Origin of the sequence: Streptomyces sp. NPDC085481 (assembly GCF_044541845.1) — a bacterium.
Taxonomy (GTDB): Bacteria; Actinomycetota; Actinomycetes; order Streptomycetales; family Streptomycetaceae; genus Streptomyces.
The window spans coordinates 47,942-73,165 of sequence record NZ_JBITTJ010000005.1 but is presented as its reverse complement, the minus strand read 5'-3'; the positions used below and the strand labels follow the sequence as shown (position 1 = coordinate 73,165).

General features: G+C 72.4%; 24 protein-coding genes. 13 read left to right on the top strand and 11 right to left on the bottom strand.

Going from position 1 to position 25,224, the window contains the following annotated elements:
* Positions 1 to 7 precede the first annotated feature (7 nt).
* Together ACIGEZ_RS13215 and ACIGEZ_RS13210 are read left to right on the top strand one after the other, a co-directional pair.
* A complete protein-coding gene (locus ACIGEZ_RS13215; protein ID WP_399829842.1) occupies positions 8 to 565 on the top strand; it encodes a MarR family winged helix-turn-helix transcriptional regulator in 558 nt (185 codons plus the stop codon).
* A 7-nt stretch (positions 566 to 572) separates the two neighbouring features.
* Positions 573 to 1,124 (top strand): Uma2 family endonuclease, encoded by a 552-nt coding sequence (locus ACIGEZ_RS13210; protein ID WP_399829839.1) that lies wholly within the window; start codon positions 573 to 575, stop codon positions 1,122 to 1,124.
* A 27-nt stretch (positions 1,125 to 1,151) separates the two neighbouring features.
* Here the strand turns inward: ACIGEZ_RS13210 and ACIGEZ_RS13205 are convergent, their stop codons facing one another.
* Positions 1,152 to 2,141 (bottom strand): aldo/keto reductase, encoded by a 990-nt coding sequence (locus ACIGEZ_RS13205; protein WP_399829836.1) that lies wholly within the window; start codon positions 2,139 to 2,141, stop codon positions 1,152 to 1,154.
* 200 nt (positions 2,142 to 2,341) lie between these two features.
* Positions 2,342 to 2,929 (bottom strand): RNA 2',3'-cyclic phosphodiesterase, encoded by a 588-nt coding sequence (gene thpR / locus ACIGEZ_RS13200; RefSeq protein ID WP_399829833.1) that lies wholly within the window; start codon positions 2,927 to 2,929, stop codon positions 2,342 to 2,344.
* Between the two features lie 45 nt (positions 2,930 to 2,974).
* Between thpR and ACIGEZ_RS13195 the strand changes: the two genes are divergently transcribed.
* Positions 2,975 to 3,487, top strand: a complete 513-nt coding sequence (locus tag ACIGEZ_RS13195) for a GNAT family N-acetyltransferase (protein ID WP_399829830.1) — start codon at positions 2,975 to 2,977, stop codon at positions 3,485 to 3,487.
* Between the two features lie 113 nt (positions 3,488 to 3,600).
* Here ACIGEZ_RS13195 and ACIGEZ_RS13190 read toward each other — a convergent pair whose 3' ends face one another.
* Together ACIGEZ_RS13190 and ACIGEZ_RS13185 are read right to left on the bottom strand one after the other, a co-directional pair.
* Positions 3,601 to 4,950, bottom strand: a complete 1,350-nt coding sequence (locus tag ACIGEZ_RS13190; RefSeq protein WP_399829827.1) for an MFS transporter — start codon at positions 4,948 to 4,950, stop codon at positions 3,601 to 3,603.
* A 27-nt stretch (positions 4,951 to 4,977) separates the two neighbouring features.
* Positions 4,978 to 5,421 (bottom strand): MarR family winged helix-turn-helix transcriptional regulator, encoded by a 444-nt coding sequence (locus tag ACIGEZ_RS13185; protein ID WP_399829824.1) that lies wholly within the window; start codon positions 5,419 to 5,421, stop codon positions 4,978 to 4,980.
* A gap of 131 nt (positions 5,422 to 5,552) precedes the next feature.
* On the opposite strand from ACIGEZ_RS13185, the gene ACIGEZ_RS13180 reads away from it, so the two are divergent.
* Complete coding sequence (locus ACIGEZ_RS13180; protein ID WP_399829821.1) at positions 5,553 to 5,750, top strand: ribbon-helix-helix protein, CopG family; 198 nt, start codon at positions 5,553 to 5,555, stop codon at positions 5,748 to 5,750.
* Here ACIGEZ_RS13180 and ACIGEZ_RS13175 read toward each other — a convergent pair.
* Entirely contained in the window at positions 5,743 to 7,194 is a 1,452-nt protein-coding gene (locus tag ACIGEZ_RS13175; protein ID WP_399829818.1) for an NCS2 family permease, read from the bottom strand. The two genes, ACIGEZ_RS13180 and ACIGEZ_RS13175, sit on opposite strands and share 8 nt — an antisense overlap.
* A gap of 154 nt (positions 7,195 to 7,348) precedes the next feature.
* Here ACIGEZ_RS13175 and ACIGEZ_RS13170 point away from each other — a divergent pair, with 154 nt between their 5' ends.
* Both ACIGEZ_RS13170 and ACIGEZ_RS13165 read left to right on the top strand, forming a co-directional pair.
* Positions 7,349 to 7,633 (top strand): DUF2530 domain-containing protein, encoded by a 285-nt coding sequence (locus ACIGEZ_RS13170; RefSeq protein WP_399829816.1) that lies wholly within the window; start codon positions 7,349 to 7,351, stop codon positions 7,631 to 7,633.
* A gap of 88 nt (positions 7,634 to 7,721) precedes the next feature.
* A complete protein-coding gene (locus ACIGEZ_RS13165; RefSeq protein WP_399829813.1) occupies positions 7,722 to 10,166 on the top strand; it encodes an HAD-IC family P-type ATPase in 2,445 nt (814 codons plus the stop codon).
* Positions 10,167 to 10,210: 44 nt separating this feature from the next.
* On the opposite strand, the gene ACIGEZ_RS13160 is transcribed toward ACIGEZ_RS13165, so the two are convergent.
* Entirely contained in the window at positions 10,211 to 11,095 is an 885-nt protein-coding gene (locus tag ACIGEZ_RS13160) for an NAD(P)-dependent oxidoreductase (RefSeq protein ID WP_399829811.1), read from the bottom strand.
* A 49-nt stretch (positions 11,096 to 11,144) separates the two neighbouring features.
* Between ACIGEZ_RS13160 and ACIGEZ_RS13155 the strand changes: the two genes are divergently transcribed.
* Complete coding sequence (locus ACIGEZ_RS13155; protein ID WP_399829808.1) at positions 11,145 to 11,552, top strand: MerR family transcriptional regulator; 408 nt, start codon at positions 11,145 to 11,147, stop codon at positions 11,550 to 11,552.
* Between the two features lie 1,133 nt (positions 11,553 to 12,685).
* On the opposite strand, the gene ACIGEZ_RS13150 is transcribed toward ACIGEZ_RS13155, so the two are convergent.
* Entirely contained in the window at positions 12,686 to 13,987 is a 1,302-nt protein-coding gene (locus ACIGEZ_RS13150; protein ID WP_399829805.1) for a glycosyltransferase 87 family protein, read from the bottom strand.
* A gap of 332 nt (positions 13,988 to 14,319) precedes the next feature.
* Here ACIGEZ_RS13150 and ACIGEZ_RS13145 point away from each other — a divergent pair, with 332 nt between their 5' ends.
* The gene (locus tag ACIGEZ_RS13145; RefSeq protein ID WP_399829802.1) at positions 14,320 to 14,922 is read left to right on the top strand and encodes a hypothetical protein; all 603 of its coding nucleotides are present in this window, start codon (positions 14,320 to 14,322) and stop codon (positions 14,920 to 14,922) included.
* A 12-nt stretch (positions 14,923 to 14,934) separates the two neighbouring features.
* Here ACIGEZ_RS13145 and ACIGEZ_RS13140 read toward each other — a convergent pair whose 3' ends face one another.
* Both ACIGEZ_RS13140 and ACIGEZ_RS13135 read right to left on the bottom strand, forming a co-directional pair.
* Positions 14,935 to 18,219 (bottom strand): sacsin N-terminal ATP-binding-like domain-containing protein, encoded by a 3,285-nt coding sequence (locus tag ACIGEZ_RS13140; RefSeq protein ID WP_399829799.1) that lies wholly within the window; start codon positions 18,217 to 18,219, stop codon positions 14,935 to 14,937.
* A gap of 463 nt (positions 18,220 to 18,682) precedes the next feature.
* Positions 18,683 to 19,612, bottom strand: a complete 930-nt coding sequence (locus ACIGEZ_RS13135) for a DUF3027 domain-containing protein (RefSeq protein ID WP_399829797.1) — start codon at positions 19,610 to 19,612, stop codon at positions 18,683 to 18,685.
* A 346-nt stretch (positions 19,613 to 19,958) separates the two neighbouring features.
* Here ACIGEZ_RS13135 and ACIGEZ_RS13130 point away from each other — a divergent pair, with 346 nt between their 5' ends.
* The 4 genes from ACIGEZ_RS13130 to ACIGEZ_RS13115 all read left to right on the top strand — a co-directional run bounded on the left by ACIGEZ_RS13130 (position 19,959) and on the right by ACIGEZ_RS13115 (position 23,696).
* Positions 19,959 to 21,380: an MFS transporter gene (locus ACIGEZ_RS13130; protein ID WP_399829794.1), complete on the top strand. Its 1,422-nt coding sequence runs from the start codon at positions 19,959 to 19,961 to the stop codon at positions 21,378 to 21,380.
* A 99-nt stretch (positions 21,381 to 21,479) separates the two neighbouring features.
* Complete coding sequence (locus ACIGEZ_RS13125) at positions 21,480 to 21,962, top strand: DUF2771 domain-containing protein (protein ID WP_399829791.1); 483 nt, start codon at positions 21,480 to 21,482, stop codon at positions 21,960 to 21,962.
* 7 nt (positions 21,963 to 21,969) lie between these two features.
* The gene (locus ACIGEZ_RS13120) at positions 21,970 to 22,851 is read left to right on the top strand and encodes a futalosine hydrolase (protein ID WP_399829788.1); all 882 of its coding nucleotides are present in this window, start codon (positions 21,970 to 21,972) and stop codon (positions 22,849 to 22,851) included.
* Positions 22,848 to 23,696 carry a 1,4-dihydroxy-6-naphthoate synthase gene (locus ACIGEZ_RS13115; RefSeq protein ID WP_399829785.1) on the top strand — a complete coding sequence of 283 codons (849 nt, stop codon included), beginning with the start codon at positions 22,848 to 22,850 and terminating at the stop codon, positions 23,694 to 23,696. The genes ACIGEZ_RS13120 and ACIGEZ_RS13115 overlap by 4 nt, the downstream gene beginning before the upstream one ends.
* A gap of 10 nt (positions 23,697 to 23,706) precedes the next feature.
* On the opposite strand, the gene ACIGEZ_RS13110 is transcribed toward ACIGEZ_RS13115, so the two are convergent.
* Positions 23,707 to 24,090, bottom strand: coding sequence for a cold-shock protein (locus ACIGEZ_RS13110; RefSeq protein WP_399829782.1), 384 nt, complete (start codon positions 24,088 to 24,090; stop codon positions 23,707 to 23,709).
* A gap of 176 nt (positions 24,091 to 24,266) precedes the next feature.
* Here ACIGEZ_RS13110 and ACIGEZ_RS13105 point away from each other — a divergent pair, with 176 nt between their 5' ends.
* Positions 24,267 to 24,545, top strand: coding sequence for a hypothetical protein (locus ACIGEZ_RS13105; RefSeq protein ID WP_399829779.1), 279 nt, complete (start codon positions 24,267 to 24,269; stop codon positions 24,543 to 24,545).
* Here the strand turns inward: ACIGEZ_RS13105 and ACIGEZ_RS13100 are convergent.
* Positions 24,533 to 25,153 carry an HAD family hydrolase gene (locus ACIGEZ_RS13100; RefSeq protein WP_399829776.1) on the bottom strand — a complete coding sequence of 207 codons (621 nt, stop codon included), beginning with the start codon at positions 25,151 to 25,153 and terminating at the stop codon, positions 24,533 to 24,535. The two genes, ACIGEZ_RS13105 and ACIGEZ_RS13100, sit on opposite strands and share 13 nt — an antisense overlap.
* Positions 25,154 to 25,224: the final 71 nt, after the last annotated feature.

Genomic DNA, 25,224 nt, shown 5'->3' with positions numbered 1-25,224 from the left:
GTCTAGAATGGACAACATGGTTGACCATGTTGACGGGGAAAACGTAAACCAGGTTGTCGATGGAGGCAAGGGGGTTCCGGGCGCGATCGTCGATCCGCCCGGCTTCGAGTTGCCGCTCCTCCTCTTCGCCGGGTTCCGGACCCTCATCGACCGGCTGCACGCCCGGCTCGCCGCCCAGGGTCACCCCGAGCTCCGCCCCGCGCACGGCTTCGCCATGCAGGCCGTCGCCGCGGGCGGGCCCGCGGGGGCCACCGCCAGCGACATCGGGCGGCACCTCGGCGTCTCCAAGCAGGCCGCCGGCAAGACCGTCGACCGACTCCTCGCCCTCGGCTACGCGGAACGCGCCGACGACCCCGCCGACGCCCGCCGCAAGCTCGTCCGCCTCACCCCGCACGGCCTCGACGCCCTCGCCCGCTCGGCCGCGATCTTCGACGACCTCCGCGCGGAGTGGGTGAGGACGCTGGGCGCGGCGCGCGTACGGGACGTGGAGTCGGCCCTGCGGACGGTCGTCCCGCCGGAGACGGCCTTCCGCCTCGACGCGACGAGCTGGCTCGGGAGCGCGTGACGCGCCCGTGGGCGTGGCGAGTTGTCGCCACCCGCATGTCGGCGCGGCCGTGCGTATCGCCCCCGAGGGACACAAGAGCGAAGTCGTCGAAGGGGTCGTCTTCATGGTTCCGCAGAGGCAGACGCACTTCGACATCACCCGCAGGATCATCCGTGCCCTGGAAGACCGGTTCGGGATGGACGTGCGGGTGGCGTCGGACGTACGGATCGACTTTCCCGGCCACCGGAACGCGTTCTGCCCGGACGTCGCCAAGATGAGAGACGACACCGTGCAGAACGGCAAGGGCGGCTGGAACCACGAGGACGTGGAATTCGTCGCCGAGGTCATCTCCAAGGGCATCGCCATGAACGACTACGGCCCGAAGAAGACCGCCTGTGCCACCGCCGGCGTGCCCGTCTATCTCATCGTGGATCCCTACACGGGCAAGTGCATCGCCCACACCAAGCCCGAGGACGGCGACTACACCGAGGAGGTGCGGGTCGCCTTCGGCACGGAACTCGACCTGACCAAGAACCCTCTGGGCCTCGTCCTCACGACCGACGGGTTCCCCCGCGACTGAAGCGGCGCAACCCGTCGGAGGCGGGGATCACCAGGCGAACGCCTCCGGCGACGGCCCAGGGCCCGGGAAGATCTCGTCCAGGGAGGCGAGGAGCTCCTCGCCCAGATCGAGCTCGAGCGCGCGCAGGGCGCCGGTGAGCTGCTCGGGGGTGCGGGGGCCGATGATCGGGCCGGTCACGCCGGGGCGGGTGAGCAGCCAGGCCAGGGCCGTCTCGCCCGGGTCCACACCGTGCTTGTCGAGCAGGTCCTCGTACGCCTGGAGGCGGGCCCGTGCCGCCGGGTCGGCGAGGGTCTCCGCGGCCCGCCCGGTCGCGCGGCGGCCGCCCTCCGTCTCCTTGCGGATCACACCGCCCAGCAGGCCGCCGTGCAGCGGGGACCAGGGGATGACGCCGAGACCGTAGTCCTGGGCGGCCGGAACGACCTCCATCTCGGCGCGCCGCTCGTAGAGGTTGTACAGGCACTGCTCGCTGACCAGGCCGACCATCCCGCGTCGTGCGGCGGTCTCGTTGGCCTGGGCGATCTTGTAGCCGGGGAAGTTCGACGAGCCGGCGTAGAGGATCTTGCCCTGCTGGATCAGCACCTCCACGGCCTGCCAGATCTCCTCGAAGGGGGTCCGGCGGTCGATGTGGTGGAACTGGTAGACGTCGATGTAGTCCGTGTTCAGCCGCTTCAGGCTCGCCTCGACGGCCCGCCGGATGTTCACGGCGGAGAGCTTGTCGTGGTTCGGCCAGGCCTCGCCGTCCGCGCCCATGTTCCCGTACACCTTGGTGGCCAGCACCACCTTGTCGCGGTGGGCCGGGTCCTTGGCGAACCAGGAGCCGACGATCTCCTCGGTACGGCCCTTGTTCTCGCCCCAGCCGTAGACGTTGGCCGTGTCGAAGAAGTTGAGGCCGGCGTCGAGCGCGGCGTCCATGATCGCGTGGCTGGTGGCTTCGTCCGTCTGGGGGCCGAAGTTCATCGTGCCGAGCACGAGGCGGCTGACCTTGAGTCCGGTGCGTCCGAGCTGCGTGTACTCCATGGATCACTAGCCAACGCCTTCGAGTGGGCTCGAAGCAAGGGCCCTCGAAGCAAGGGCCGCCGAAGCGAAGGCCGCCGAAGCGACCGCCGTCCACGGCCGCGGGGTCATCCCACGATCGACGCCACCGCGATGATCGCGAACATCAGCACGAGCACACCGGCCATGATCCGGTTACGGGTCTTCGGGTCCACCCCCCGAGGTTAACCCGGCCCGTCCCCCGTCCCCGCGCCGCCCAGGGGCCATGTGGCGACCGTCTCGTACCGGGGCTGCTCCCCCGGGGTGCCGCCGCCGGGCAGGTTGCTGCGGACCAGGGCGAGTTCCGAGACGTCCCAGCGGGTGCCCTCGAAGCGGTCGAGGGCGGCCGCGAAGGGGCGCAGGTCGAGGTCCGTACGGGAGCGGGCGACCGTCAGATGGGCCTGGTAGCGGCGGTGCTCGTCCATCGGGATCCCGGCGCGGCGGGCGGCGGCGTCGGCGCGTTCGGCGAGCAGCCGCATCTCGTCCAGGTCGCCGGCCGCGCCCGTCCACAGCACCGCCCGCCCGAAGTGGCCGCCGCCGTGCATGCGGAGCGGGAAGGGTGCCGTGCGGCGGGCGGCGCGGGCGAGCCGGGTGTGCAGGTCCGGGAGCAGGGCCTCGTCGACCTCGCCCATGAAGGCGAGCGTGAAGTGCCAGCCGGGCCGGGAGGTCCACCGCAGCCGGTCGGCACCGGGCAGGTGCGCGAGCCGGTCGACCACCCGCGCGAGCTCGGTGAGCTGGGCGGGCGGCGGGAGGACGGCAGCGAAAATCCTCATGTGCACGAGTGTGGCAGGACCGGGCCGTGGCCTAGGGTCGGCGGAATGAACAGCGAGATCAAGATCAGGCAGGGTGGGGCGGACGACGTCCCCGCGATCCTCTCGATACTCGACAGCGCCGTCGTCTGGCTCAACGGCAAGGGCATCACCGCGCAGTGGGGCACCGACCCGTTCACGTCGCGGCCGAAGACGGTGGAGCTGGTGGAGCAGGTCGTGGCCGAGGGCAGCCCGTGGATCGCCGAGGTCGACGGCGTACCCGCTGGCACCCTCACCCTCACCCCGCACCCGGGCTCGTCCGTGCCGCCCGCCGAGGAGCCGGAGCAGTACGTCCGCTTCCTCGCCACCGACGGGCGCTTCCACGGCCACGGGGTCGGCACGGCCCTTCTCGCCCACGCGGCGGACGAGACCCGCCGGCTGGGCGTCTCGCTGCTGCGGGTGGACTGCTTCGCGGGCAGCGAGGGGCGGCTGGTGGAGTACTACGAGCGGCAGGGCTTCACTCGCACGGACGCGTTCACGGTGGGCGACTGGCCGGGGCAGGTACTCGAGCGGCGGGTCTGACGGCGGGGGCGAACGGGAGCGCGGCCTACGAGAGCGGGCGACCGGGCACCGGGCCGGCGAGAGTGGGCCGACGGGGAACGGGGGCGCCCGCCAGGGCGCCCATCCGCCCCCGTCTACGCCGCCGTGGCCAGCCTCTCCCGTGGCACGAACCGCACCTGCGGGTGCCCGTGGTGCCAGCCCCAGGCCATCCTCAGACCGCCCACGCGGGCCAGGACCAGGCCGATGGCCGAGGCGGCCGCGAGCGACACCAGGCCGCCCGTCGCGAAGCCGACGCGGGGGCCGAAGGTGTCGGTGACCCAGCCGAGCAGCGGGGCGCCGATGGGGGTGCCGCCGGCGAAGACCATCATGTAGAGGCTCATCACGCGGCCCCGCATGACCGGGTCCGTCGCCATCTGGACCGCCGAGTTCGCGCTGATGTTGATCGTCAGGCCGACCGTGCCGATCGGTACGAGCAGCAGCGCGAACAGCCAGAAGGACGGCGACAGGGCGGCCGCGACCTCCAGGACGCCGAAGACGCCCGCCGCGACCACCAGCATCCGCAGCCGCGTGGAGCCGCGCCGCGCCGCGAGCAGCGCGCCGGCGAGGGAGCCGGCCGCCAGGAGGGTGTTGAGGAAGCCGTACGTACCGGCGCCGACCTGGAAGATCTCCTCCGAGAACGCGGTCAGCCAGATCGGGAAGTTGAACCCGAAGGTGCCGATGAAGCCGACCAGCACGATGGGCCAGATCAGGTCCGGCCGCCCGGCGACGTAGCGCAGCCCCTCCCGCAGCTGGCCCTTGCCGCGCGGGGCGCGCTCCACCTTGTGGAGCTCGTTCGTCCGCATCAGCATCAGTACGGCGAGCGGGGCGAGGAAGGACAGTCCGTTGATCAGGAAGGCCCAGCCGCTGCCGATCGAGGCGATCATCAGACCGGCGACGGCGGGGCCGATGAGCCGGGCGGACTGGAAGTTCGCCGAGTTCAGCGAGACCGCGTTGCGCAGCTGGTCGGGGCCGACCATCTCGGAGACGAAGGACTGCCGGGTCGGGTTGTCGACGACGGTGACCATGCCGAGCAGGAAGGCGACCAGGTAGACGTGCCAGACCTGGATGCTGCCGGAGAGGGTCAGTACGGCGAGGCTCAGGCCGCACAGGCCGAGCGCGGCCTGGCTGACGAGGAGGATGCGGCGCTTCGGGTAGCGGTCGGCGATGACTCCGCCGTACAGGCCGAAGACGAGCATCGGCAGGAACTGGAGCGCCGTCGTGACGCCGACGGCGGCGGCCGAGCCGGTGAGGCTGAGGACCAGCCAGTCCTGGGTGATCCGGGCCATCCACGTACCGGTGTTGGAGACGATCGCTCCGGTGAAGAACAGCCGGTAGTTCCGGATCGAGAGCGAGGAGAAGGTCCCCTTGCCCCGGCGGGTGCGCGGGTGCGCGTAGGTATCGGGTTGATGGACGGGTGCGGAGTCTGCTCCGGGTCCCGTACTCAAAGTGCGTCGCCTCCTTGGCGCCTGGGGTCAGAGGTGGGCGAGCTTCTCCAGGACCGGGGCGGCGGCGCGCAGCTTCGCCCATTCGTCCTCGTCCAGACCCTCGGCGAGGGAGGCCAGCCACGCGTTCCGCTTGCGGCGGGACTCGTCGAGCATGGCCTCGGCCTGCTCGGTCTGGCTGACCACCTTCTGCCGGCGGTCGTCGGGGTGCGGCTCCAGCCGGACCAGGCCCTTGGCCTCGAGCAGCGCGACGATGCGGGTCATCGACGGCGGCTGGACATGCTCCTTGCGGGCCAGCTCACCAGGGGTGGCCGAGCCGCAGAGCGACAGGGTGCCCAGCACCGACATCTCGGTGGGGCTCAGCGATTCGTCGACGCGCTGGTGCTTCAGGCGTCGGCTCAGCCGCATGACGGAGCTGCGGAGCGCGTTCACGGCCGCGGCGTCGTCGGCGGTGCCGTGGGACAGGTCAGGCATGTCGTTAGCGTAACTCATTACCCTAGCTAAAGACCAATCGAAAACCTTCCCTCGCAACCTGTCACCCAAATGAGTGAGAGCGATCCGGAAAGTGACGCATCGGGGCCGCCGGTGCCGCGAACCTGACGGGCATGGAATCGACCGTGCTCAGCCTGCGCATCGACGGAGAGCTGCTGGAACGGCTCCGCGGACACGCCGCCAGACGCGGAATGAGCGTCCAGGACTACGTGGTCCGGACGCTCATTCGCGATGACTTCGACGAGCGGTTCAAGACCGCCGTCGAGGAGACGGAGAAGTTCTACGGGCTGGATCCCACCCGCACTACGTGAGGCCGAGCGCCGGCATCGCGTAGTAGAAGACGAAGACCGCCGACACGACGTACATGGCCACCGGGACCTCACGGCCCCGGCCGGCCGCGAGCCGCAGCACGGTGAAGGCGATGAAGCCGATGCCGATGCCGTTGGTGATCGAGTACGTGAACGGCATCATCACCATCGCCAGGAACGCCGGCACGGCGATGGTGTAGTCGCTCCAGTCGATCTCCTTGACCGACCCGGCCAGGATCAGGAAGCCCACCGCGAGGAGCGCGGGCGTCGCCGCCTGCGAGGGCACCATCGTGGCGAGCGGCGTGAGGAACAGCGCGACCGAGAAGAGGCCGCCGGTCACCACCGAGGCCAGACCCGTACGGGCACCCTCGCCGACGCCCGCCGTCGACTCCACGAAGCAGGTGGTGGCGGAGGACGAGGTGCCGCCGCCGGAGGCGACGGCGAGGCCGTCCACCAGCAGGACCTTGTTGATGCCGGGGAAGTTGCCGTCCTTGTCGATCAGCTTGGCCTCGTCGCCGACGCCGAGGATCGTGCCCATGGCGTCGAAGAAGCAGGACAGCAGCACGGTGAAGACGAACAGGACGCCGGTCAGGACGCCGACCTTGCCGAAGCCGCCGAACAGGCTCACCTTGCCGACCAGGCCGAAGTCGGGCGAGGCGACCGGGTTGCCGGGCCACTCGGGCGTGGTCAGACCCCAGGAGGGAACGGTGGCGACGGCGTTGATCACCATCGCGACGATCGTCATCACGACGATGGAGATGAGGATCGCGCCCGGCACCTTGCGGATGATCAGCGCGAGGGTGAGCAGCGTGCCCAGGATGAAGACGAGCACCGGCCAGCCGGTGAGGTGGCCGTCGCCGCCCAGCTGGAGCGGGACGGTGGTGTGCGCGGCGTCGGGGATACGGGAGACGAAGCCCGAGTCGACGAGGCCGATGAGCATGATGAACAGGCCGATGCCGATCGCGATGCCCTTGCGCAGGCCGACGGGTACGGCGTTCATCACGCGCTCGCGCAGGCCCGTCGCGACGAGCAGCATCACGACCAGACCGGCGAGGACGACCATGCCCATCGCGTCCGGCCAGGACATCTTCGGCGCGAGCTGGAGCGCGACGACGGTGTTGACGCCGAGGCCGGCGGCCAGCGCGATCGGCACGTTGCCGATGACGCCCATGAGGAGCGTCGAGAAGGCCGCGGTGAGCACGGTCGCGGTGACCAGCTGGCCGCCGTCGAGCTGGTGCCCGTACATGTCCTTCGCGCTGCCGAGGATGATCGGGTTCAGCACGATGATGTACGCCATCGCGAAGAAGGTGGCGAAACCGCCGCGGACCTCACGGGCGACGGTGGAGCCGCGCTCGGAGATCCTGAAGTAGCGGTCGAGGCCCGAGACGGGACCCTGGGAGGGCTCCGGGGCAGGGGGCGTGGCCGTGGCGGTGGCCGTGGTGCTCATCGGGGGTTCCTCTTCGGAGGTTTGGAGACGTCCATTTTGGCGGTTCATACGAGGGGAACCCGCCGGAGGCAAACCGTTTCAGTATGAACACATGAACGAGCGAGCGTCCATCTCCGCGCGTAGACACGAAACCCGGCCGCCTAGACTGAGGCGCATGGCGAAGTGGACACCGAAGCACGAGGCACCCGAGCCCCTGGAGGGGCCCGTCGTCGCCACCATCACGGGCGGCACGATCCTCTGGTTCGTCCTGTTCCTCGTCCAGATCCCGTTCTACGGCTGGTTCGACGACCGGGACCTGGCCTGGTGGGTGTGGACCTGCCTGGCCGGCGCGGGCCTCGGGCTCATCGGCATCTGGTACGTGCGGAAGCGCGACGCGGCGATCAAGCGGCACGCGGCGGAGCGGGCCGGCCGGCAGGACCAGGACGCCCCCGCCCCGTAATGCCAGGGGACCATTCCCCTCCTACCCCGGTCTGATCTTCCGGCCGCTCGGCGGGTGAGCGGCCCGTTCCGGTCGTAACGTCGAAAACATGACTCAGCGGGCGAAGATCGACACCGACGGCGGCGAGGCCGGTCCGCCGGGGACCGGCGCCGGGACCGGGACCGGCGCGGCGACAGGACCCCCCGTCGTCCACCACATAGCCGGCCTGACCTCCGCCGAGGTCGCCGAACGCGTCGCCCGCGGCGAGGTCAACGACGTACCCGTCCGCTCCAGCCGCTCCACCACCGACATCGTCCGCGGCAACGTCTTCACCCGCTTCAACGCGATCATCGGCGTGCTGTGGGTGATCATGCTCTTCGTCGCGCCGATCCAGGACAGCCTCTTCGGCTTCGTGATCATCGCCAACACCGGCATCGGCATCGTCCAGGAACTGCGCGCCAAGAAGACCCTCGACGGGCTCGCCGTCATCGGCGAGGCCAAACCCACCGTCCGCCGCGACGGCGTCGCCACCGAGATCTCCACCTCCGAGATCGTCCTCGACGACCTCATCGAACTCGGCCCGGGCGACAAGGTGGTCGTCGACGGCGAGGTCGCCGAGGCCGACAGCCTGGAGATCGACGAGTCCCTGCTCACCGGCGAGGCCGACCCCGTCGTGAAGAAGCCGGGCGACCTGATGATGTCCGGCTCGTTCGTGGTGGCGGGCGGCGGCGCGTTCACCGCGACCAAGGTGGGGCGCGAGGCGTACGCGGCCCAGCTCGCCGAGGAGGCCTCCCGCTTCACGCTCGTCCACTCCGAGCTGCGCACCGGCATCTCCACGATCCTCAAGTACGTGACGTGGATGATGATCCCGACCGCGATCGGGCTCGTCATCAGCCAGCTCGTCGTCAAGGACAACGACTTCAAGGACTCCATCGCCCGCACCGTCGGCGGCATCGTCCCGATGATCCCCGAGGGCCTCGTCCTCCTCACTTCCGTCGCCTTCGCGATCGGCGTGATCCGGCTCGGCCGCAAGCAGTGCCTCGTGCAGGAACTCCCGGCCATCGAGGGCCTCGCACGCGTCGACGTCGTGTGCCTCGACAAGACGGGCACGCTCACCGAGGGCGGCATGGACGTGACCGCGCTCCGTCTCCTGAACGGCGCGGACGAGACGTACGTACGGAAGGTCCTCGGCGCCCTCGGCGAATCCGACCCCCGCCCGAACGCCTCGCTCCAGGCCATCATCGACGCCTACCCCGACGCGGAGGACTGGCGCTGCACGGAGTCGCTGCCGTTCTCGTCCGCCCGCAAGTACAGCGGCGCCGCGTTCAGCGAGGGCGACGGCGAGAACTCCACGTGGCTGCTCGGCGCACCCGACGTGCTCCTCGCGGCGGAGGACCCGTCCCTCGCCGAGGTGGACCGGCTGAACGAGCAGGGCCTACGAGTCCTGCTCCTGGCCCGTACGACCCGGGAGCTCGACTCCGCCGACCTCACCCGCGAGGCGGACGCGACGGCCCTGGTGGTCCTGGAACAGCGCCTGCGCCCCGACGCGTCCGAGACGCTCGCCTACTTCGCCGACCAGAACGTCGCCGCCAAGGTCATCTCCGGCGACAACGCGGTCTCCGTCGGCGCCGTGGCCGGCAAGCTGGGCCTGCCCGGCGCCGCGAACACCGTCGACGCGCGCACGCTGCCCACCGAGCGGGAGGCGATGGCGAAGGTCCTGGACGAGAACGCGGTCTTCGGCCGCGTCACGCCGCAGCAGAAGCGCGACATGGTCGCCGCGCTGCAGTCCCACGGCCACACCGTCGCCATGACGGGCGACGGCGTCAACGACGTGCTGGCGCTGAAGGACGCGGACATCGGCGTGTCGATGGGCTCGGGCTCGGAGGCGACGCGCGCGGTGGCCCAGATCGTGCTGCTGAACAACTCCTTCGCCACCCTGCCGTCGGTGGTGGCGGAGGGCCGCCGGGTGATCGGCAACATCACGCGGGTGGCGACGCTGTTCCTGACGAAGACCGTCTACTCGGTGCTGCTGGCCATCCTGGTGGTCGTCTCCCAGGTCGAGTACCCCTTCCTCCCCCGCCACCTCACCCTCCTCTCCACCCTCACCATCGGGGTCCCCGCCTTCTTCCTGGCCCTGGCCCCCAACAAGGAGCGCGCCAAACCCCACTTCGTACGCCGGGTGATGCGGTACGCGATCCCGGCCGGCACCATCGCCGCGGCGGCCACCTTCGCCACGTACCTGCTGGCCCGCCACCACTACACGGGCCCCGGCGCCCTGGACGCCGAGACCAGCGCGGCGACCCTCACCCTCTTCCTCGTCTCGATGTGGGTCCTCGCGATCATCGCCCGCCCCTACACCTGGTGGCGCGTCACCCTGGTCGCCACGATGGGCGGCGCCTTCCTCCTGGTCCTCGTGGTCCCCTGGCTCCAGGACTTCTTCGCCCTGAAGCTGGTGGGCGTGACGATGCCCTGGACGGCGGTCGCCATCGCGGCTGCGGGGTCGGCGGTGCTGGAGCTCGCGTGGCGGTGGGTGGGACGACGATTCCCGGCGTAGGCCCTGACCGGCGCATCAGGGCCGGACCGCCGTGCCGGCTCCGGTCACGCTCCGCGCGGCCTGCCGAACTCCTCGATCAGCACGGGGTACTGCTCCCCACCGTGCCCGGCGGCGATCGCGCGCTCGGCCATCGCCTTGATCAACCTCGGCAGTTCGGCGTTGACCCCGAGCGCCTCGCTCTCCTCGATCAGGTGGTCCATGGCCCGCGCTTCGGTCTCCAGGGCCGCCACCTCGGCCGGGAAGGAGCCGCGGTCGATCTGCTCGGCGTACCCGGGCAGCCATTCGGCGACACCGACGGCTATCTGCCGCGCGAACGGCGCGTACGTGGCGGCGTCGACCCCGGCCGTCCTGAGCATGGCGGTGCCCTGGAGCCAGGCGTTCAGGACGCTCCACATCATGGCCAGGCCGGCCACGTCGTACAGGGACGCGAGACCGTGGTCCGCACCCAGGTGGCTGACGGTGCCGAGCGCGCCGAGCGTCGACTCGTACGCCTCGAAGTCGGACTGCGGCCCGCTGTGCAGGATCACCGCCTCGGAGGTCCCGATCCCCGACGGGATGGCCATGATGGCGCCGTCCAGATAACGCGCGCCGCGCCGTTCGGCCCACCGGGCGGTCTCCCGGGCCTGGGCGGAGTCGCCTGAGGTCAGGTTGACCACCATCGCGCCGCCCAACTCGACGTCGCCGGCCCCGAGCAGCTCACGCACGGCGTCGTAGTCGGTGACACACACGACGGTCAGCTCACCGGCCTTGACCGCGTCGGCGACGGTCGGCGCGAGCCGCGCGCCCCGGGCCACCAGGCGGTCGGCCTTGGCAGCCGTACGGTTCCAGACGGTGGTGGGATGACCGGCCGTCAGGAACGCGCCGGCGAGTGCCTGCCCCATGAGCCCGAGTCCGATGACGGTAACGGATGTTTCGCTCTTCTTGTTCATGACAGCATCGTCAACGTTGATACCGATGTGAAGGTCAAGCGAGGTTTCGATGCGAATCGGGGAACTGGGTCGCCGCACAGGCGTCAACACCCACCAGCTGCGCTACTACGAGGCCCAGGGCCTCCTGCGGGCGGACCGCAGCGCCAACGGCTACCGCGACTACGACGACGGCGCCGTGCTCCGCGTGAAGCAGATCCGCCACCTCCTGGCCGCCGGCCTGTCCTCCGAGGACATCGCCTACCTCCTCCCCTGCGCCATCGGCGAGACCCCGGAACTCCCGGGCTGCCCCGAACTCCTGACCGCGATGCGGACCCGCCTGCGGCGACTGGACAACGAGATGCACCGACTCGCCCGGTCCCGCGAAGCCCTCACCACCTACATCGACGCGGCCGAACGCTCAGGCGCCGAGACCTACCCGCCTTCGGCGGGCGCGGGCTTGGAGCCGGTCCCGGCCTGACCGACCGGGGATCCACCACGCGTACCGACGCCGACCGCCGGCGGCGGCCTTCCGGGGTCGGACCCGCGCCCTCACGCAGCCCGTCCGGCCCACCACCCCGCTCTGACCGCCCGACAGGGGGCGAGACCGGTGGCGGTGAGCCCGGACGGGTGCGATTCGGCGCGGGCCCCGGGGAGCATCCGTCGGGATCGGTCCGCCAGCTCGGAGCGATCGTGGCGGCGACCGCGGTCGTGCCCGGGCACGGAGCCGCACTGCCGCCCGGCACGCAGTTCACCCCGCTCACCGCAGCGGTGCTGACCAAGCCCGCGCCGTTCGACGCCACCGACGGCAAGGTGCACCTCTCGTACGAGCTGCTCACCACCAGTTCTCTGCCCAGCAGTTCTCAGGTGCGACTCGACCGGGTGGACGTCCAGGACGCGCACACCCACCGGGTCATCGGCTCGCTGAGCGGACAGGCACTGGGCGCGGCCGCAAACCCGGTAGGCGACCCCCTGCCGGGGGCGGACGCGTACACGCCGCCGCCACCACCGCCGACACCGACCGTCATCCAGGGGTCCCAGCAGTGGATCATCTGGATCGACCTGGCCCTCGACCACGGGCAGCCCGTGCCCGACGTCCTCGAACACCACCTGGTGGGCGCCATCCTGACCGCATCGGGCGGGTCGCCGTTCGAGGAGACGGTGCAGTCCACCCCGACCGCCCGCAAATCTCCGCTCGACCTGCACCCGCCGGTCCTCCCGGGCACCTGGTACGCCAGCGAGTCGTGCTGCGGCAACACCCACCACCGGCGCGGCTTCGCACCGATCCTCTCCGTACGACGGATTGCACCGGTCGGAGTACCCGCTGGACCGCGAGGTGATCGACTTCTGACCGTCGGCCGCCGCTCCGCCGCGTGCCCCGCCGTTGCCCCCTCACAGGCCCAACGCTCCCGGCCGGCCAGGGCCTCCTTGCGCGAGTCACGCGGCCCGTCCGCGGTCCGCGCAGGTGGCGTCGGGGTCGTGGCCGCGGAAGGCGCGGTCGCAGCCGTCGCAGGTGATGAGGGGCGGGGCCCGGGCGGGACCCGTCGTGCCGTGCCCGGGCGGGGGGCCGGGGCGGGGCCCGTAGCCGGTAGTCGCCCCGTCGGACCGACCCGATCACCGACCGGGCGTCGCCGTCGCCGTCGCCCGCCACAGTCGGCGGCAGGACAGCAGGGTCGCCGTCAGCAGCAGGCCGTTGCGGACGACCATCAGCGTGTTGCCGAGCGGCGTGCCCTGCATGACCTCCAGGTAGTGGGTCGGGAAGGCCAGTGCCGTCACCGCCGCCGTGGCCAGCAGCAACCAGGCCACCGGGCGCTGGGTCGTCAGGCGTGAGGTGAGGCAGACCGCTGCCAGGCCCAGGAGCCAGACCATGTACTGGGGGCTGATCACCCTGCTGGTCACGGTGAACAGCAGGACCGCCGCCAGCGCCGCGTCGAAAGGTGTCGCCTCGGTCCAGCGCGAGGCCCTGCCCCGCCAGAGCATCAGCCAGCCGAAGGCGGCGGCCGTCAGCAGCAGGGACAGCTGCGCCACGGTCGCCACGTGCGTACCGGTGAACTCCAGCGCGCCGTAACGGGACTCCACCCAGATCGGCGTCCCCGACGCCCGCATCAGCGCCAGTACCGTGCCGCCCAGCGACTCGATCTGCACGCCCCTGGCACCCTGCTGCTCCAGGAAGTCGAAGGTGTGCCGGAAGGCCACGGCCAGCACCGTCACCAGCGCCGCGGCCGCCACGACGGCGGACAGCCAGGCCTCCCTGCTGGTACGGCCCCGCTCCAGTCCCACCAGGGTCAGCAGTGGCCACACCTTCACCAGCGCGCCCAGCGCGGCGAACGCCCCGCCGAGGCGCGGCCTGCGGCCGCAGGCCAGCAGGGCGAGCACGGCCAACGCCGTCACCTGGATGTCGAACCGCCCGTGCGGCACGTTCAGGAGCAGCGGCAGTCCCGCCGTCCACAGCCACGCCCCGGCCGGCTGCCGGCCCTCACCCACCCGCGCCCGCGCCAGTGCCAGCGCGACCACCGCGTCGGCGGCGAACGTGAGGACGAGGAAGGCCGGGAAGTAGTCCAGGAAGGGCAGCGCCGAGGGGAACAGGAACAGCAGGCCCGCGCCGGGCGGGTACTGCCAGGAGACGTCGCCGACCGGGAACGAGCCCTCGGCCAGCTGGGCGGACCAGCGCGGATAGAGGAACTCCACCTCCTGGGCGACGTTGCTGACGCCGATGCTGTCCTGGACCAGGAGGTAGAGCATGCCGAGCCGGGTCAGGACCCAGACGGCCGCGAGCGCCGCCGCCGCTCTCCCGGGCGACCGGACGCCGGCCCACATGCCACGGAGCGGGACGACACGTTGGGAGGGGTCTGTTGGCGGGGCCGGGTCATGGTCGGGGGAGGCGTCGCCCAGAAGGCCCGCCTTCTGCTGCGTCATGGCTCGGCAATCTAGACCGGCACGCCCGCCGCCCCGGTCAGCGAATCGCGCGTCCCCGGCCGCGTCCCTCCGACGGCTCTGCCGAGGGCCGGGCCGCTCGGCCACCTGGAGGTGACGACAGGTCATCCCCGCGCGTGGCAGCCACCGCACCGGAGCCGTCCCCCAGAGCGGGCGCATTCCCGTAGGCCGTGACAGACTGAGAACGAGCGGAGTCGCACGGGTGGAAGTCCCTGGAAGGACGCCCCGAGGACTCGCGATCTCTCTTCAGCACACTCACCTTGGCAGGGGCGCGTCGTCACGCCTTCCTGCGTTCCAGAGGGAGGACGTCTGAGATGACCAGCACCATGAACAAGCGGGAACTCCCCGCGCGTGTGAGCACCACGCTGGATCTGGGGAACGACCACGCCGTCCAGCTCCTCGACTTCCCCTCCGGGGAGCGCGGGGTCGTGGAGGGTGGCCGTGCGATCGAGCATCAGCCCGCCGTTCCGAGCAAGGAGGAGGCACCGCCGGACGCCGGGACCTACTCCGTCGGCGAGCGTGAGGCCGGCTACGAGGAGTCGGCATCGGTTCGTACGACGGACGAGCAGATCTGGTTCAAGAACACGTTCTGCAACGGCTCCCAGGTCTGCGTGCAGGGCTGGGACTGGGCGATCTGCTCCACGGCGTGGGCCGTCGGCAGCGGCACCGGGTTCGCGATGGTCGGCGCGGAGGGAACGCGCAACGCCACCTTCTTCCTCGACGTGTGGCAGTGCATCTGCGTCGGGCCCTTCTGCCTCGGCGGCACCCAGTGCTTCTGGGTCGAGAAGTGGCGGGGTCTCGTCGTCCCGGGCCACTGGGTCTCCGTGGCCCTCCAGCCCGACCACAAGTACCTCCAGTGGCGGCTGGAAGGCGCCGGCGGCGACACCCAGGTCAGTCTCGCCGCCCACTACAACTGAGTCGCCCAGCGATCAGTCGAACCACCTGTCCCTCGCCAGCTCCGCCGTCCTCGACGGGTCCTCCAGCAGGGCCGCGACCTCGAAGCGGCGGGGCCATTGGCCCGCAGCCCAGGCCAGGCCGGCCGCGACGCCTTCCAGCGTGGCGGCGTGGATCACGCCGTCCGGGGTGCGGCGCCAGTCGAGTTCGGTGTCGGACGCGCGGAGTTCCTCGTGCTCGATGTACGTCGCCGGGGTCGCAGGACCGAGCAGGGCGTGGACCGCGGGCGGGACCTCGTGTTCCTCGCCGACCGTCGTCACCTCGGCGTCGACCGCCTCGCTCAGGCGCCGGACCTGGAACAGTTCGGCCAGGTCGGCCGCGCGGGACGGGGCTACCGGGAGCAGGGGCAGGCCGGCCGCCAGCGGCAGCAGGTCCGGGGCGTCGGCGACCAGCGCCTCCGCCGCGTCCACGACCACCAGCGCGCCGTCCACCACCGCGCGCAGCTCGTCGGGCAGGGTGACCTGCTCCGGGTCCAGGTCGGCCAGGGCCGTGTACAGGGCGTGCAGCTGGGTGCCGGAGACCTCCCGGGCCGGGTCGGCGAGGCGGGCGAGCAGCTCGGCGGCGCCGCCCGGCTCGTCCAGGAGAGCGGGCACGGAGGTGCGCACCCCCAGCGCCCGCAGGACCTGCTCGTCCTCGAAGCCCGTCGCGTCGGCGGAGTCGTACAGGCCGATCAGCAGCGGGTCCGTGCCCGCGGCCCGCAGGCCGGCCGGGCGGCGGCCGTCCAGTACGGGGTGGTCCCGCAGCCACCACGCCGTGTACGACCGCACGGTCTCCGTCGTCCCGTCGGGCAGCAGCACCCGGACCGGCTGGGTGAGCGCGTCCCGCAGCGGCGGCCGGGCCAGCAGCGCGAGCGCCTGCGGCCAGGCGTCGTCGTCCACCAGGTCCAGGTCCCGTACGGCGACGATCTCCGTCGCCACCGGCGGCACCGGGGTCTCCGGCAGCCGGTCCAGGACGTCCTCGCACCACACGTCCACGGCGTCGAGCAGGCCCGCGTCGTCCGGCTCCGCGTAGTCGCCCTCCCTCGGCTCCAGCTCGTCCGGGTCGAGGACCAGGTCAGCGGCCCGGACGAGGGCGAAGTCGGCGAGCACCCCGCAGGCGGCCAGGGGCTGTTCGCCCCAGCGTTCGGCCGTCTCCCGGTCCACGAACGCCAGTTCGTCCTCGCGCATCACGGACGCGAACGCCGAGCCCGGCATCACCAGTTCCCCGGCCGGCGCCAGTTCGCCGTCCTCGTCGGGCAGGGCCAGCGCCCCGAGCCACGGCTCGTCGCCGGGGGCCAGGTCCGCGTCCCGCACCAGCGCGAGGACGGTCTCCGCGAGCTCGTCGGCGTCCAGGGCGTCGCCGTCCTCGTCCCAGATCTCCCCCGCGTCGAGGGAAGCCGCCACAGCCGCCCTGACCTGCGGGGTCGTCAGAACCGCCCGGGGCGTCGCCGGCAGCGCGCCCAGCTTCTCCAGGAGCGGGTGCGCGGCGTCCGGGTGCGCGACCTTCAGGCCGAGCCGGGTCAGGTCGGCGGGCGTGTGCTCCTGCGGCAGGAGGACCTGACGGGGCCCGATGGTGGTGCGCACCCGGGTGGGTGAAGGGGTGCGGTCATCGGCGGCGGCCCCCGTGCCGAGCTCGGCACCGGACCCGAGGACGTCGGCGCCAGGCCCGAAGTCGGCGTCCCCACCCGCACGTTCGCCGGTACCCCCACCCGCACCCAGGCCCGCGGCCTGGCCCCCTCCCCCCACCGCCAGCGGCACCGGCAGCCCCGTGAGCCGGTCCGGGTCCACCCCCGCCAGCGAGTCGTACAGCCGCCACCACCACCCCGGCGACCTGTCCACCCCCGCCAACCGGTCGATCGCCTCGGTCAGCGGCACGCGCCCCACCCCGAGCGCGCGCAGCTCCACCCGGCGCTCCAGGCCCGCCGGCAGCAGCGTCGGGAACACCTCCGCCAGGACCGCGACCGTCTCCGCGCCCGCGCCCTCGACGACCTCCGCCTCGATGGGGCGCAGGGCGGGCAGCTCCTCGGAGGCGGCGGCGGGGGCCAGGAAGGCGATCCTCGGCAGCCGCTCCAGGACCGCGGCGCGCAGGGCGCCGTCGAGCACGCCCTTGCCGAGCGGGCCCGGTACGAGGTCGAGGGTGCCGGTGGTCACCGGTCGCCAGTCGGCGAGGAGTTCCGCGTACGCCTCGCCCGCGCGTTCGACGATGAAGTCGGTGAGCGGCCCGGGCGCCGGGTGGCGGCGGGCCGTGTCCAGCGGGAAGGACGCGATGAGCAGGGCGGGGATGCCGAGCGGCTCGTCGGTGGGGGTCGGGGCGTGGACGACGGGGGCGGTACGGGGGTACTGCGGCGCCCCTTCCGAGTCCACGGGCACGGCCCAGGTGACCGACCAGTGCGGGCGCAGGCGCTCCTCTACGGGGCGGTCCTTGAGCAGGGCGGGGTCGACGGGACCCCTGTGGCTGACGGTCCGCCAGCGGTGCGTGCCGGTCGCCGAGTCGGCGATGTGGACGTAGCCGTCGCGCTCGGCGCGGGTCAGGGTGCGGACGCCGTCCCCCGTCTCCACGACGATCTCGGCGAGGCCGGGGAGGGTGAGCAGCAGGGCGTCGTCCACCGAGTCCAGGAGCCGCTCGGCGAGATCGACGGCGGCCGAGTCGCGCAGGGGGAGGACCACGACCGTGTCGTAGCCGTCGGGGGCCGTGCCCTCGGCGGGCAGCGGGAGGCGGAGGAGGGGTACGTGGCCGTCGCGGCGGCGCAGTTCGTCGCCGAGGCCCGGGCTGTGCCGGGCGGCGTCGGCGGCCAGCTCGCGGGCCTCGGCCAGGGACCAGCGGACACCGCCGTGGCGGCCGAGGACGGCCGGCTCGTCGGAGACGGCGATGACGGCGGCGAAGCCGACACCGAAACGTCCTACGGCGCCGGTGTCGTGCTCGCGCTTGGCGGAGGCGCGGAGGGTCGAGAGCGACTCGACGCCGCCCGCGTCCAGGGGGGCGCCGGTGTTGGCGGCGGCCAGGACGGCCGGGCCGTCGGCGTCGGCCGGGTGCAGGGTGAGGCGGAGCCTGCCCGTGACGCCGGCGCGGTGGGCGGCGTCGGCGGCGTTCTGGGCGAGTTCGACGACGAGCCGGTCGCGGTAGCCGCCGAGGACCAGGTCCTCCTCGGCGTTGGCGTCCTCGCGGAAGCGTGCGGGTCCCGCGCCCCATGCGTCGAGCACGCCTCTGCGGAGCCGTGCGGTACCGAAGGGGTCGGTTCCGTCGGTCGACGTCCTGACGCTGACGCTCACGTCTGACTCCACTCTGCGGGACGGGGATGGGGGCCGGGGCCCGAAGGTACCGCGCCCTGCCCCGCGACGATCGACGGGGCACGTCAGGGCCCGGGGGCGCGCGGGGGCACGTTTCACGCCCCAGGGTGCGGTGGGAGCCGGACGGACGGGAGCGGGGGACGGGCAGGGGGCCGCGTTCCGGACGTAAAGCGTGATTTGTGGCGCGGGACAAGGTGCCCCGGCTTCCACGGGACCGGTACCGCGCCGTAAATCATGCAGTCCGGAACGCGGCCCCCTGCCCCTCCCCCGCGGCACCCGCGAAGACGAGGCCCGCCGACGAGGACTTGTGGCGCGGGGCAAGGTGCCCCGGCTGCCGCCGGACCGGTACCGCGCCGTAAATCATGCAGTCCGGAACGCGGCCCCTGCCCTCCCCCGCGGCACCCGCGAAGACGAGGCCCGCCAACGACACCCGCCCGAAGACGAGGCCGGCCGGCCCCTACGAGTGCCCCAGGTCCTCCGAAGCCCCGTCGGGCTCCGTGGTCGACCCGGAGTCCTTCGCCGGACGCAGCGGGAACTCGTCGGCCGCCATCGAGTCCAGGACCGGCGCCGCCGGGCGCGGCGGCTTCGGCATGATCGCGGCCTCGGAGTGGCCGCCGCAGCCGTACGCCAGGGAGACGACGCGGCCGTCGGCCGGCGAGAACTCGTTGGCGCACACACCGAACGCCTGCTTCAGGGACCCGGCGATCGGCACCAGGAAGGCGCAGGACACACAGGTCGCGGGGGCCGCCTGGGCCATCGGGGTCTTCGCGCCGAAGGACTCGTCCCAGCGGTCGGCCGCGATGTGCAGGCCGTAGCGGGACAGGACCCGGGCCCGGCGCATGCCGAGCTCCTCCGCGACCGCGGCGATCGCGCCCCGCGACGGGGTGCGGGAGACGATCTCGGCGTCCTCCGCGTCCAGGTGGTCGGCCAGCTCCTCGGAGACCGCCGAATTCGGTGGCGGCGCGTCCTCGCCCGAGTAGCCGGGCTCCAGGCGCAGGTCGTCCTGCTCGGTGGGCAGCAGGTCACCGGGGCCCATGTCGCCGGGGCGCAGCCGCTCGCTCCACGGCACCCATTCGGGGGCCATGAGGGAGTCCGGGCCGGGCAGCAGGACGGTTTCGTCAAGGGTGACGTTCTTCGCCCGGGAGGCCCGGGTGACCGTCACGGCCCATCGCCAGCCGCGGTAGCCGGGTTCCTTGCACTCGAAGAAGTGGGTGACGACCCGGTCGCCCTCGGCGACGACCTCCGTGTGCTCCCCGACGACGCCGGGTGCTGCCGCCTCTTCGGCGGCCTCCCTCGCGAGGTCTACCGCCTCGGCGCAGAGGCGGTCGGGGGTACGCGTGGCTCGCGGGGTACGCGGGGTACGGCTTCGCGTCGTCGCAGCACTCACAGGTCTCGCTTCTCTCCTACGCCGTCTCACGGGTGCGCCGGCCGAGGAGCGGGAGCGAGCGGGAGGGAGCTCCGGGGCCGTGGGCGGAGCGGACCAGAGGGCCGCATCGACGTCCACGCCCGACATGTCTCTCGTGCTTCTCGCGTGTCTCGGGCACACCTATCGTCATCCATTCTGCGGGATGCCGAAGAGGCGCGCGGCCGAGAACATCCGCCGGTGGCGCGCTACGCACGCTACCCTCTCCGCCGCCCGCCGCCCACCTGCCCGTACCAAGTGGCCCGGATCGCGGACTGTCGCCGGGCCCTGCCACGGTTCCTCCGAGCTGCGCGTGGGGCACTATGACGGAGTGGCAGCCGCACGGTCTCCCGCACGATCCCACGATCACGCCGGGCCGCTCAGCCGAGCGGGCCGGAAGGTCGGCCGTGCCCTCCACCTGCCGTTCACCGGCACGGCGAAGGGCATCCGGCGCGCCACGCACGCGCACGGCGCGGGCGAGTCGGGCCTGGGCAAGCTGATCGAGCTGCACGCCGTGAACGGGGCCGGCGACGTCATGATCACCGTCGCGCTGGCGACGACGGTCTTCTTCGCCGTGCCGACGGACGAGGCGCGCGGCCGTGTCGCGCTCTACCTCGGCATCACGATGCTGCCCTTCACCCTTCTCGCCCCCGTCATCGGCCCGCTCCTGGACCGCCTCCCGCACGGCCGGCGCGCCGCCATGGCCGGGGCGATGCTGACCCGGGCGGTGCTGGCCATCGCCATGTCGGGGGCGGTCGCCACCGGCGGGATCCAGCTGTACCCGGCGGCGCTCGGCGTGCTCGTGGCGTCCAAGGCGTACGGCGTGGTGCGCAGCGCCGTCGTTCCGCGCCTGCTGCCGCCGAACTTCTCCCTGGTGAAGGCCAACTCCCGGGTCACGCTGGCCGGCCTGGTCGCGACCGGTATCGCCGCGCCCATCGGCGCCGGGCTCCAGCTGGTCGGGCCCGCCTGGCCGCTGTACGGGGCGTGCGCGCTGTTCCTGCTCGGTACGTACTGGGCGCTGCGGATGCCGCACAAGGTGGACTCCGCGAAGGGGGAGCGGCGGGCGCACCTGCTGACGCACGGCGAGAAGAAGCCGAGCCTGCGGACGGTCGGGCCGGCCGTGCTGCACGGGCTGCAGGCGAACGCGTCGCAGCGGATGCTGTCCGGGTTCCTGATCTTCTTCCTGGCCTTCCTGCTGCGCGTGCACCCCCTCTCGGGGCAGAGCGCGGCGGTGTCGCTCGGCATCGTCGGCGTGTGCGCCGGTGTCGGCAACGCGTGCGGGACGGCGGTCGGCTCGCTGCTGCGGGACCGGGGGCACGGGCCCGAGGTGATCATCGCCACGATGGTGTCGATCGTGTGCGCCACGGCGATCTGTACGGCGGTCTTCTTCGGCGGCCTGATGGTGGCGGTGCTCGGCGCGGTCGCGGGCCTGACCCAGGCGCTGTCGAAGCTGTCCCTGGACGCGCTGATCCAGCGCGACGTGCCCGAGGTGGTCCGCACCTCGGCGTTCGCCCGTTCGGAGACCGCATTGCAGATGGCGTGGGTGGTGGGCGGCGCCATCGGCATCTCCCTGCCGCTGAACGGCCGGCTCGGCATGGCGGTGGCCGCGGCGATCCTGGGGCTCGGCGTGCTGCTGTCCGTACGGGGCCTGCTGACGGCCGCACGGCGGCAGGGCGGCGGCAAGGGGCGGGGAGGCGGCAACGGGCGGGGAGGCGGCAACGGGCGGGGCGGGCCCACGGCACGGTTGGCCTGAGCACCAGGGCACGGGTGGCGTAAGCCCGCGACGGATGTCGGAAGCGGCACGCCGTACCCCCGCGTGGCGCGGGCGGCGGGGCCCGATAGCCTTCGGCCCATGACCGTTGCGTTCCTCACCCGCAAGCACCGCCGGGCCGCCCTGGCCCTCGGGGCCGTCTCCGCCGGGCTCCTCGTCCTCTCCGCCTGCGACAAGCCGACCCCTGTTGCGACCGTGACGGTCGGGTCCCTGTCCGTGAACTCCGAGGCGGCCTGCTACAACGACGGCGACGCCATCAAGGAGTCGCAGATCCCGGCCTGCCTCAACAAGAAGGCCGAGAAGTCCATCTCCGTCGACCCCTCGGACAAGGTCCGCTTCGGTGTCGACCCGGACATCGCCGACAACGGCTGGACGATCTTCCTGGGCGGCCAGGCGGCCGAGCCGGAGCCGTTCAAGAAGACCTACCGGACCATCCCGGCCAGCGCCTTCTTCTCCAGCCAGACGGGCGAGGAGACGAACAAGACGCAGGTCACGATCGTCGAGAACACCGGCAAGACGGTGACCGGGATCTGGCACTTCGAGCTGAAGAAGAAGGACTCCTGATCCGCCGGTGACCCACCGGATCCTCATCGTGACGGCCGTGGCGGCGGAGGCGGACTCCGTCGCCGGCGGCCTCGCGTCAGGCGGCCTCGCGTCAGGCGGGCCGGGCCGGGGCGGGTTCCCGCTGTGCGGCGAGTTCCCGTTGCCCGGCGGCTTCGCGCTGCGCCGCCACGCCGGTACGAGCGCCCGGCCGGACACGCCCGTGCCGCGGCCCGGCACGCCCGGGCACCCCGGGCCGTACCCGGTCGTCGACGTGCTCGTCGCGGGCGTCGGCCCGGCGGCGGCCGCCACGGCGACCGCCACGGCCCTCGCGTACGCGGCGGTGCGGGAGACCCCCGGGGAAACACCCGGGGAAGCCCCCCGGGAGACCCCTGCGACTCCTCCGTACGACCTCGTCGTGTCCGCCGGTATCGCCGGTGGCTTCGCACCACACGCGCCCATCGGTTCCGTCGTCGTGTCCGACGCCGTCGTCGGGGCCGATCTGGGGGCGCAGACGGCCGACGGTTACCTCGCCGTCGAGGAGCTCGGCTTCGGGCGGTCCGTGCACGCCGTGGACAAGGCGCTCACCGGAGCGGTCGCGGCCGCGCTCGCCGGCGGCGGGCAGCGGCATGTGCTCGGGCCCGTGCTGACCGTCTCGACCGTCACCGGCACCGCCGGGCGCGCCGCCGAACTGGCGGAGCGTCATCCCGGGGCCGCCGCCGAGGCGATGGAGGGCTTCGGGGTGGCCGAGGCGGCCGCCGCGTACGGCGTGCCCGTCGTCGAGATCCGGGCCGTGTCCAACGCCGTCGGCCCGCGCGACCGTGCCGCCTGGCGGATCGGCGAGGCCCTGGACTCGCTGCGGTACGCCTTCCAGCTGCTCAGCCAGACCGTCTTCGTGGAGCCCCCGTCGTGACCAAGCTGAAGATCGCCTACTCGCCCTGCCCGAACGACACCTTCGTGTTCGACGCCTGGGCCCACGGCCGGGTCCCCGGCGCCCCGCGCCTGGACGTGACCTTCGCCGACATCGACCTCACCAACGGGTGGGCGGAGGGCGCGGACGCCCCGTACGACGTCCTGAAGGTGTCGTACGCCGTCCTGCCCTGGGTCCTTGACGAATACGCCCTGCTGCCCTGCGGCGGAGCCCTGGGCCGCGGCTGCGGGCCGCTGGTGCTGAGCCGGGAGCCGGGCCTGGACCTGACCGGGAAGACGGTCGCGGTGCCGAGCGAGCGTTCGACGGCCTATCTGCTGTTCCGGCTGTGGGCGGCGGACACCGTGCCCGGCGGGGTCGGCGAGGTGGTCGTGCTGCCGTTCCACGAGATCATGCCCGCCGTGCGCGACGGCAAGGTCGACGCGGGGCTCGTCATCCACGAGGCCCGCTTCACATACGGGAACTACGGGCTGCACGCGCTCGCCGACATGGGCGAGCACTGGGAGCACACCACCGGCCTGCCCATCCCGCTCGGCGCGATCATCGCCAAGCGCTCGCTGGGCGAGGACACCCTGCGGCTGCTCGCCGAGTCGGCGCGGGCATCGGTCCGGATGGCCTGGGACGACCCGACCGTCTCCCGCCCGTACGTACTCGAGCACGCCCAGGAGATGGACCCGAAGGTGGCCGACCAGCACATCGGCCTCTACGTCAACGAGTTCACCGCCGACCTCGGCGAGACCGGCTACGCGGCGGTGCGCGGGCTGCTCACGCGCGCCGCGGCCGAGGGACTCGTACCGCCCCTCGGCCCGGACGCGCTGAAGTTCCCCTGAGGGGAGCGGCTCACACGTCGAGCTGGTCCGCGACGGCCCGCAGCAGGCCCGCGATCTTCGCGCCGCTCGCCTTGTCGGGGTAGCGGCCGCGCTCCAGCATCGGCGTGATGTTCTCCAGGAGCGTCGTCAGGTCCTGGACGATGGACGCCAGTTCGTCGGGCTTACGGCGCTGCGCCGCGGCGACGGACGGGGTGGGGTCGAGAACGGTGACCGAGAGCGCCTGGTCGCCGCGCTGTCCGGCGACCACGCCGAACTCCACGCGCTGCCCCGGCTTCAGGGCGTCGACTCCATCAGGGAGCACCGACGAGTGCACGAAGACGTCGCCGCCGTCGTCGCGGGAGAGAAAGCCGAAGCCCTTCTCGCTGTTGAACCATTTGACCTTGCCGGTAGGCACGTCCGTCCTCGTCCTCGTACTCGATGGGTGCGCCGGGATCCCGGCTCTGGTGGAAAAGCTCTCTCTGCGAAAGAGATACGGCGGGTCACCGACCCGGGCACCAAGGCTAATGGGCTCAGGCCCGGTGACAAGACGTCGCCGGTCCGTTGTCCCGGCCTGGGAACTACCCTGGCCGAATGCGTAGTGAAACCCCTTCGGCCGCAGCGGACGACAGTGCTCCGGGCGACGGCCTCGTCCGGGCCGGTGCGATCGCCTTCATCGTCGGCGCGGTGGCGACCCTGGTCACGGTGGCTCCGCTGTTCCTCGGGAGCGATCCGTTCCCCACGGTCGCGTACCTGGTCTCGATGCTGATGGGGGTCGGATTCCTCGTCGCCGGCGCCGGAGTGCTCCGCTCCATCGCCGCCCAGCGGCGCCGGGCACGGGCCGTGCAGGCCGCGACGATTCAGCCGCGGTAACCCTCCCACCAGGCACGGAAGTCCGTCAGGTCGGTCAGGACCACGTCCGCGCCCGCCGCGCGGAGCTCCTCGGGGGCGCAGGGTCCCGTGGCCACGGCGACCGCGTAGGCGCCGGCGGTCGCCGCGCCGCGTACGTCGCCGGTGTGGTCGCCGACGTACACCCCGGCGTCGTGCGCGCGCAGCGCCTGCGCCTTGGCCTCGGCCCACAGCCCGCCGATGACGGCGTCGGGCTCGATGCCCAGGTGGGCGAGGTGGAGCTCGGCGTGCGGTCCGTTCTTGGCGGTCACGACGATGGTCCGGCCGCCCGCCTCGCGAACGGCTTGAATCGCATCCCTCGCGCCGGGCATCGGAAGCGTCGGCTCGATGGCGTACGCCGGGTAGAGGGCGCGGTAGCGCGCGACCATCTCCGTCACGTGCTCGGCCGGGAACCACTCGGCGATCTCCTGCTCCAGCGGCGGCCCGAGCCGGGAGACGGCCAGGTCGGCGTCGATCGGGACGCCGGTCTCGGCCGTGAGGGCGAGATAGGCGGCCCGGATGCCGGGGCGCGAGTCGATGAGGGTCATGTCGAGGTCGAAGCCGACGGTCGGGGCGGAGGGCGTCATCGTCATGGGGGTCATTGTGCCCGTGTGTTCGAAAACCGCTGCTGTCTACACTTAGCGAAGCCTTACCGAACCGCACA

Bases quoted from the DNA above. Each gene is read 5' to 3' on its own strand.
- ACIGEZ_RS13195 (WP_399829830.1), top strand. From the start codon at position 2,975: ATGAACAGCGAGATCAAGATCAGGCAGGGTGGGGCGGACGACGTCCCC.
- ACIGEZ_RS13100 (WP_399829776.1), bottom strand. From the start codon at position 25,153: ATGACGATGACGCCCTCCGCCCCGACCGTCGGCTTCGACCTCGACATG.
- ACIGEZ_RS13170 (WP_399829816.1), top strand. From the start codon at position 7,349: ATGGCGAAGTGGACACCGAAGCACGAGGCACCCGAGCCCCTGGAGGGG.
- ACIGEZ_RS13205 (WP_399829836.1), bottom strand. From the start codon at position 2,141: ATGGAGTACACGCAGCTCGGACGCACCGGACTCAAGGTCAGCCGCCTC.
- ACIGEZ_RS13160 (WP_399829811.1), bottom strand. From the start codon at position 11,095: ATGAACAAGAAGAGCGAAACATCCGTTACCGTCATCGGACTCGGGCTC.
- thpR (WP_399829833.1), bottom strand. From the start codon at position 2,929: ATGAGGATTTTCGCTGCCGTCCTCCCGCCGCCCGCCCAGCTCACCGAG.
- ACIGEZ_RS13185 (WP_399829824.1), bottom strand. From the start codon at position 5,421: ATGCCTGACCTGTCCCACGGCACCGCCGACGACGCCGCGGCCGTGAAC.
- ACIGEZ_RS13145 (WP_399829802.1), top strand. From the start codon at position 14,320: ATGACCAGCACCATGAACAAGCGGGAACTCCCCGCGCGTGTGAGCACC.
- ACIGEZ_RS13155 (WP_399829808.1), top strand. From the start codon at position 11,145: ATGCGAATCGGGGAACTGGGTCGCCGCACAGGCGTCAACACCCACCAG.
- ACIGEZ_RS13165 (WP_399829813.1), top strand. From the start codon at position 7,722: ATGACTCAGCGGGCGAAGATCGACACCGACGGCGGCGAGGCCGGTCCG.
- ACIGEZ_RS13180 (WP_399829821.1), top strand. From the start codon at position 5,553: ATGGAATCGACCGTGCTCAGCCTGCGCATCGACGGAGAGCTGCTGGAA.
- ACIGEZ_RS13150 (WP_399829805.1), bottom strand. From the start codon at position 13,987: ATGACGCAGCAGAAGGCGGGCCTTCTGGGCGACGCCTCCCCCGACCAT.
- ACIGEZ_RS13215 (WP_399829842.1), top strand. From the start codon at position 8: ATGGACAACATGGTTGACCATGTTGACGGGGAAAACGTAAACCAGGTT.
- ACIGEZ_RS13105 (WP_399829779.1), top strand. From the start codon at position 24,267: ATGCGTAGTGAAACCCCTTCGGCCGCAGCGGACGACAGTGCTCCGGGC.
- ACIGEZ_RS13175 (WP_399829818.1), bottom strand. From the start codon at position 7,194: ATGAGCACCACGGCCACCGCCACGGCCACGCCCCCTGCCCCGGAGCCC.
- ACIGEZ_RS13125 (WP_399829791.1), top strand. From the start codon at position 21,480: ATGACCGTTGCGTTCCTCACCCGCAAGCACCGCCGGGCCGCCCTGGCC.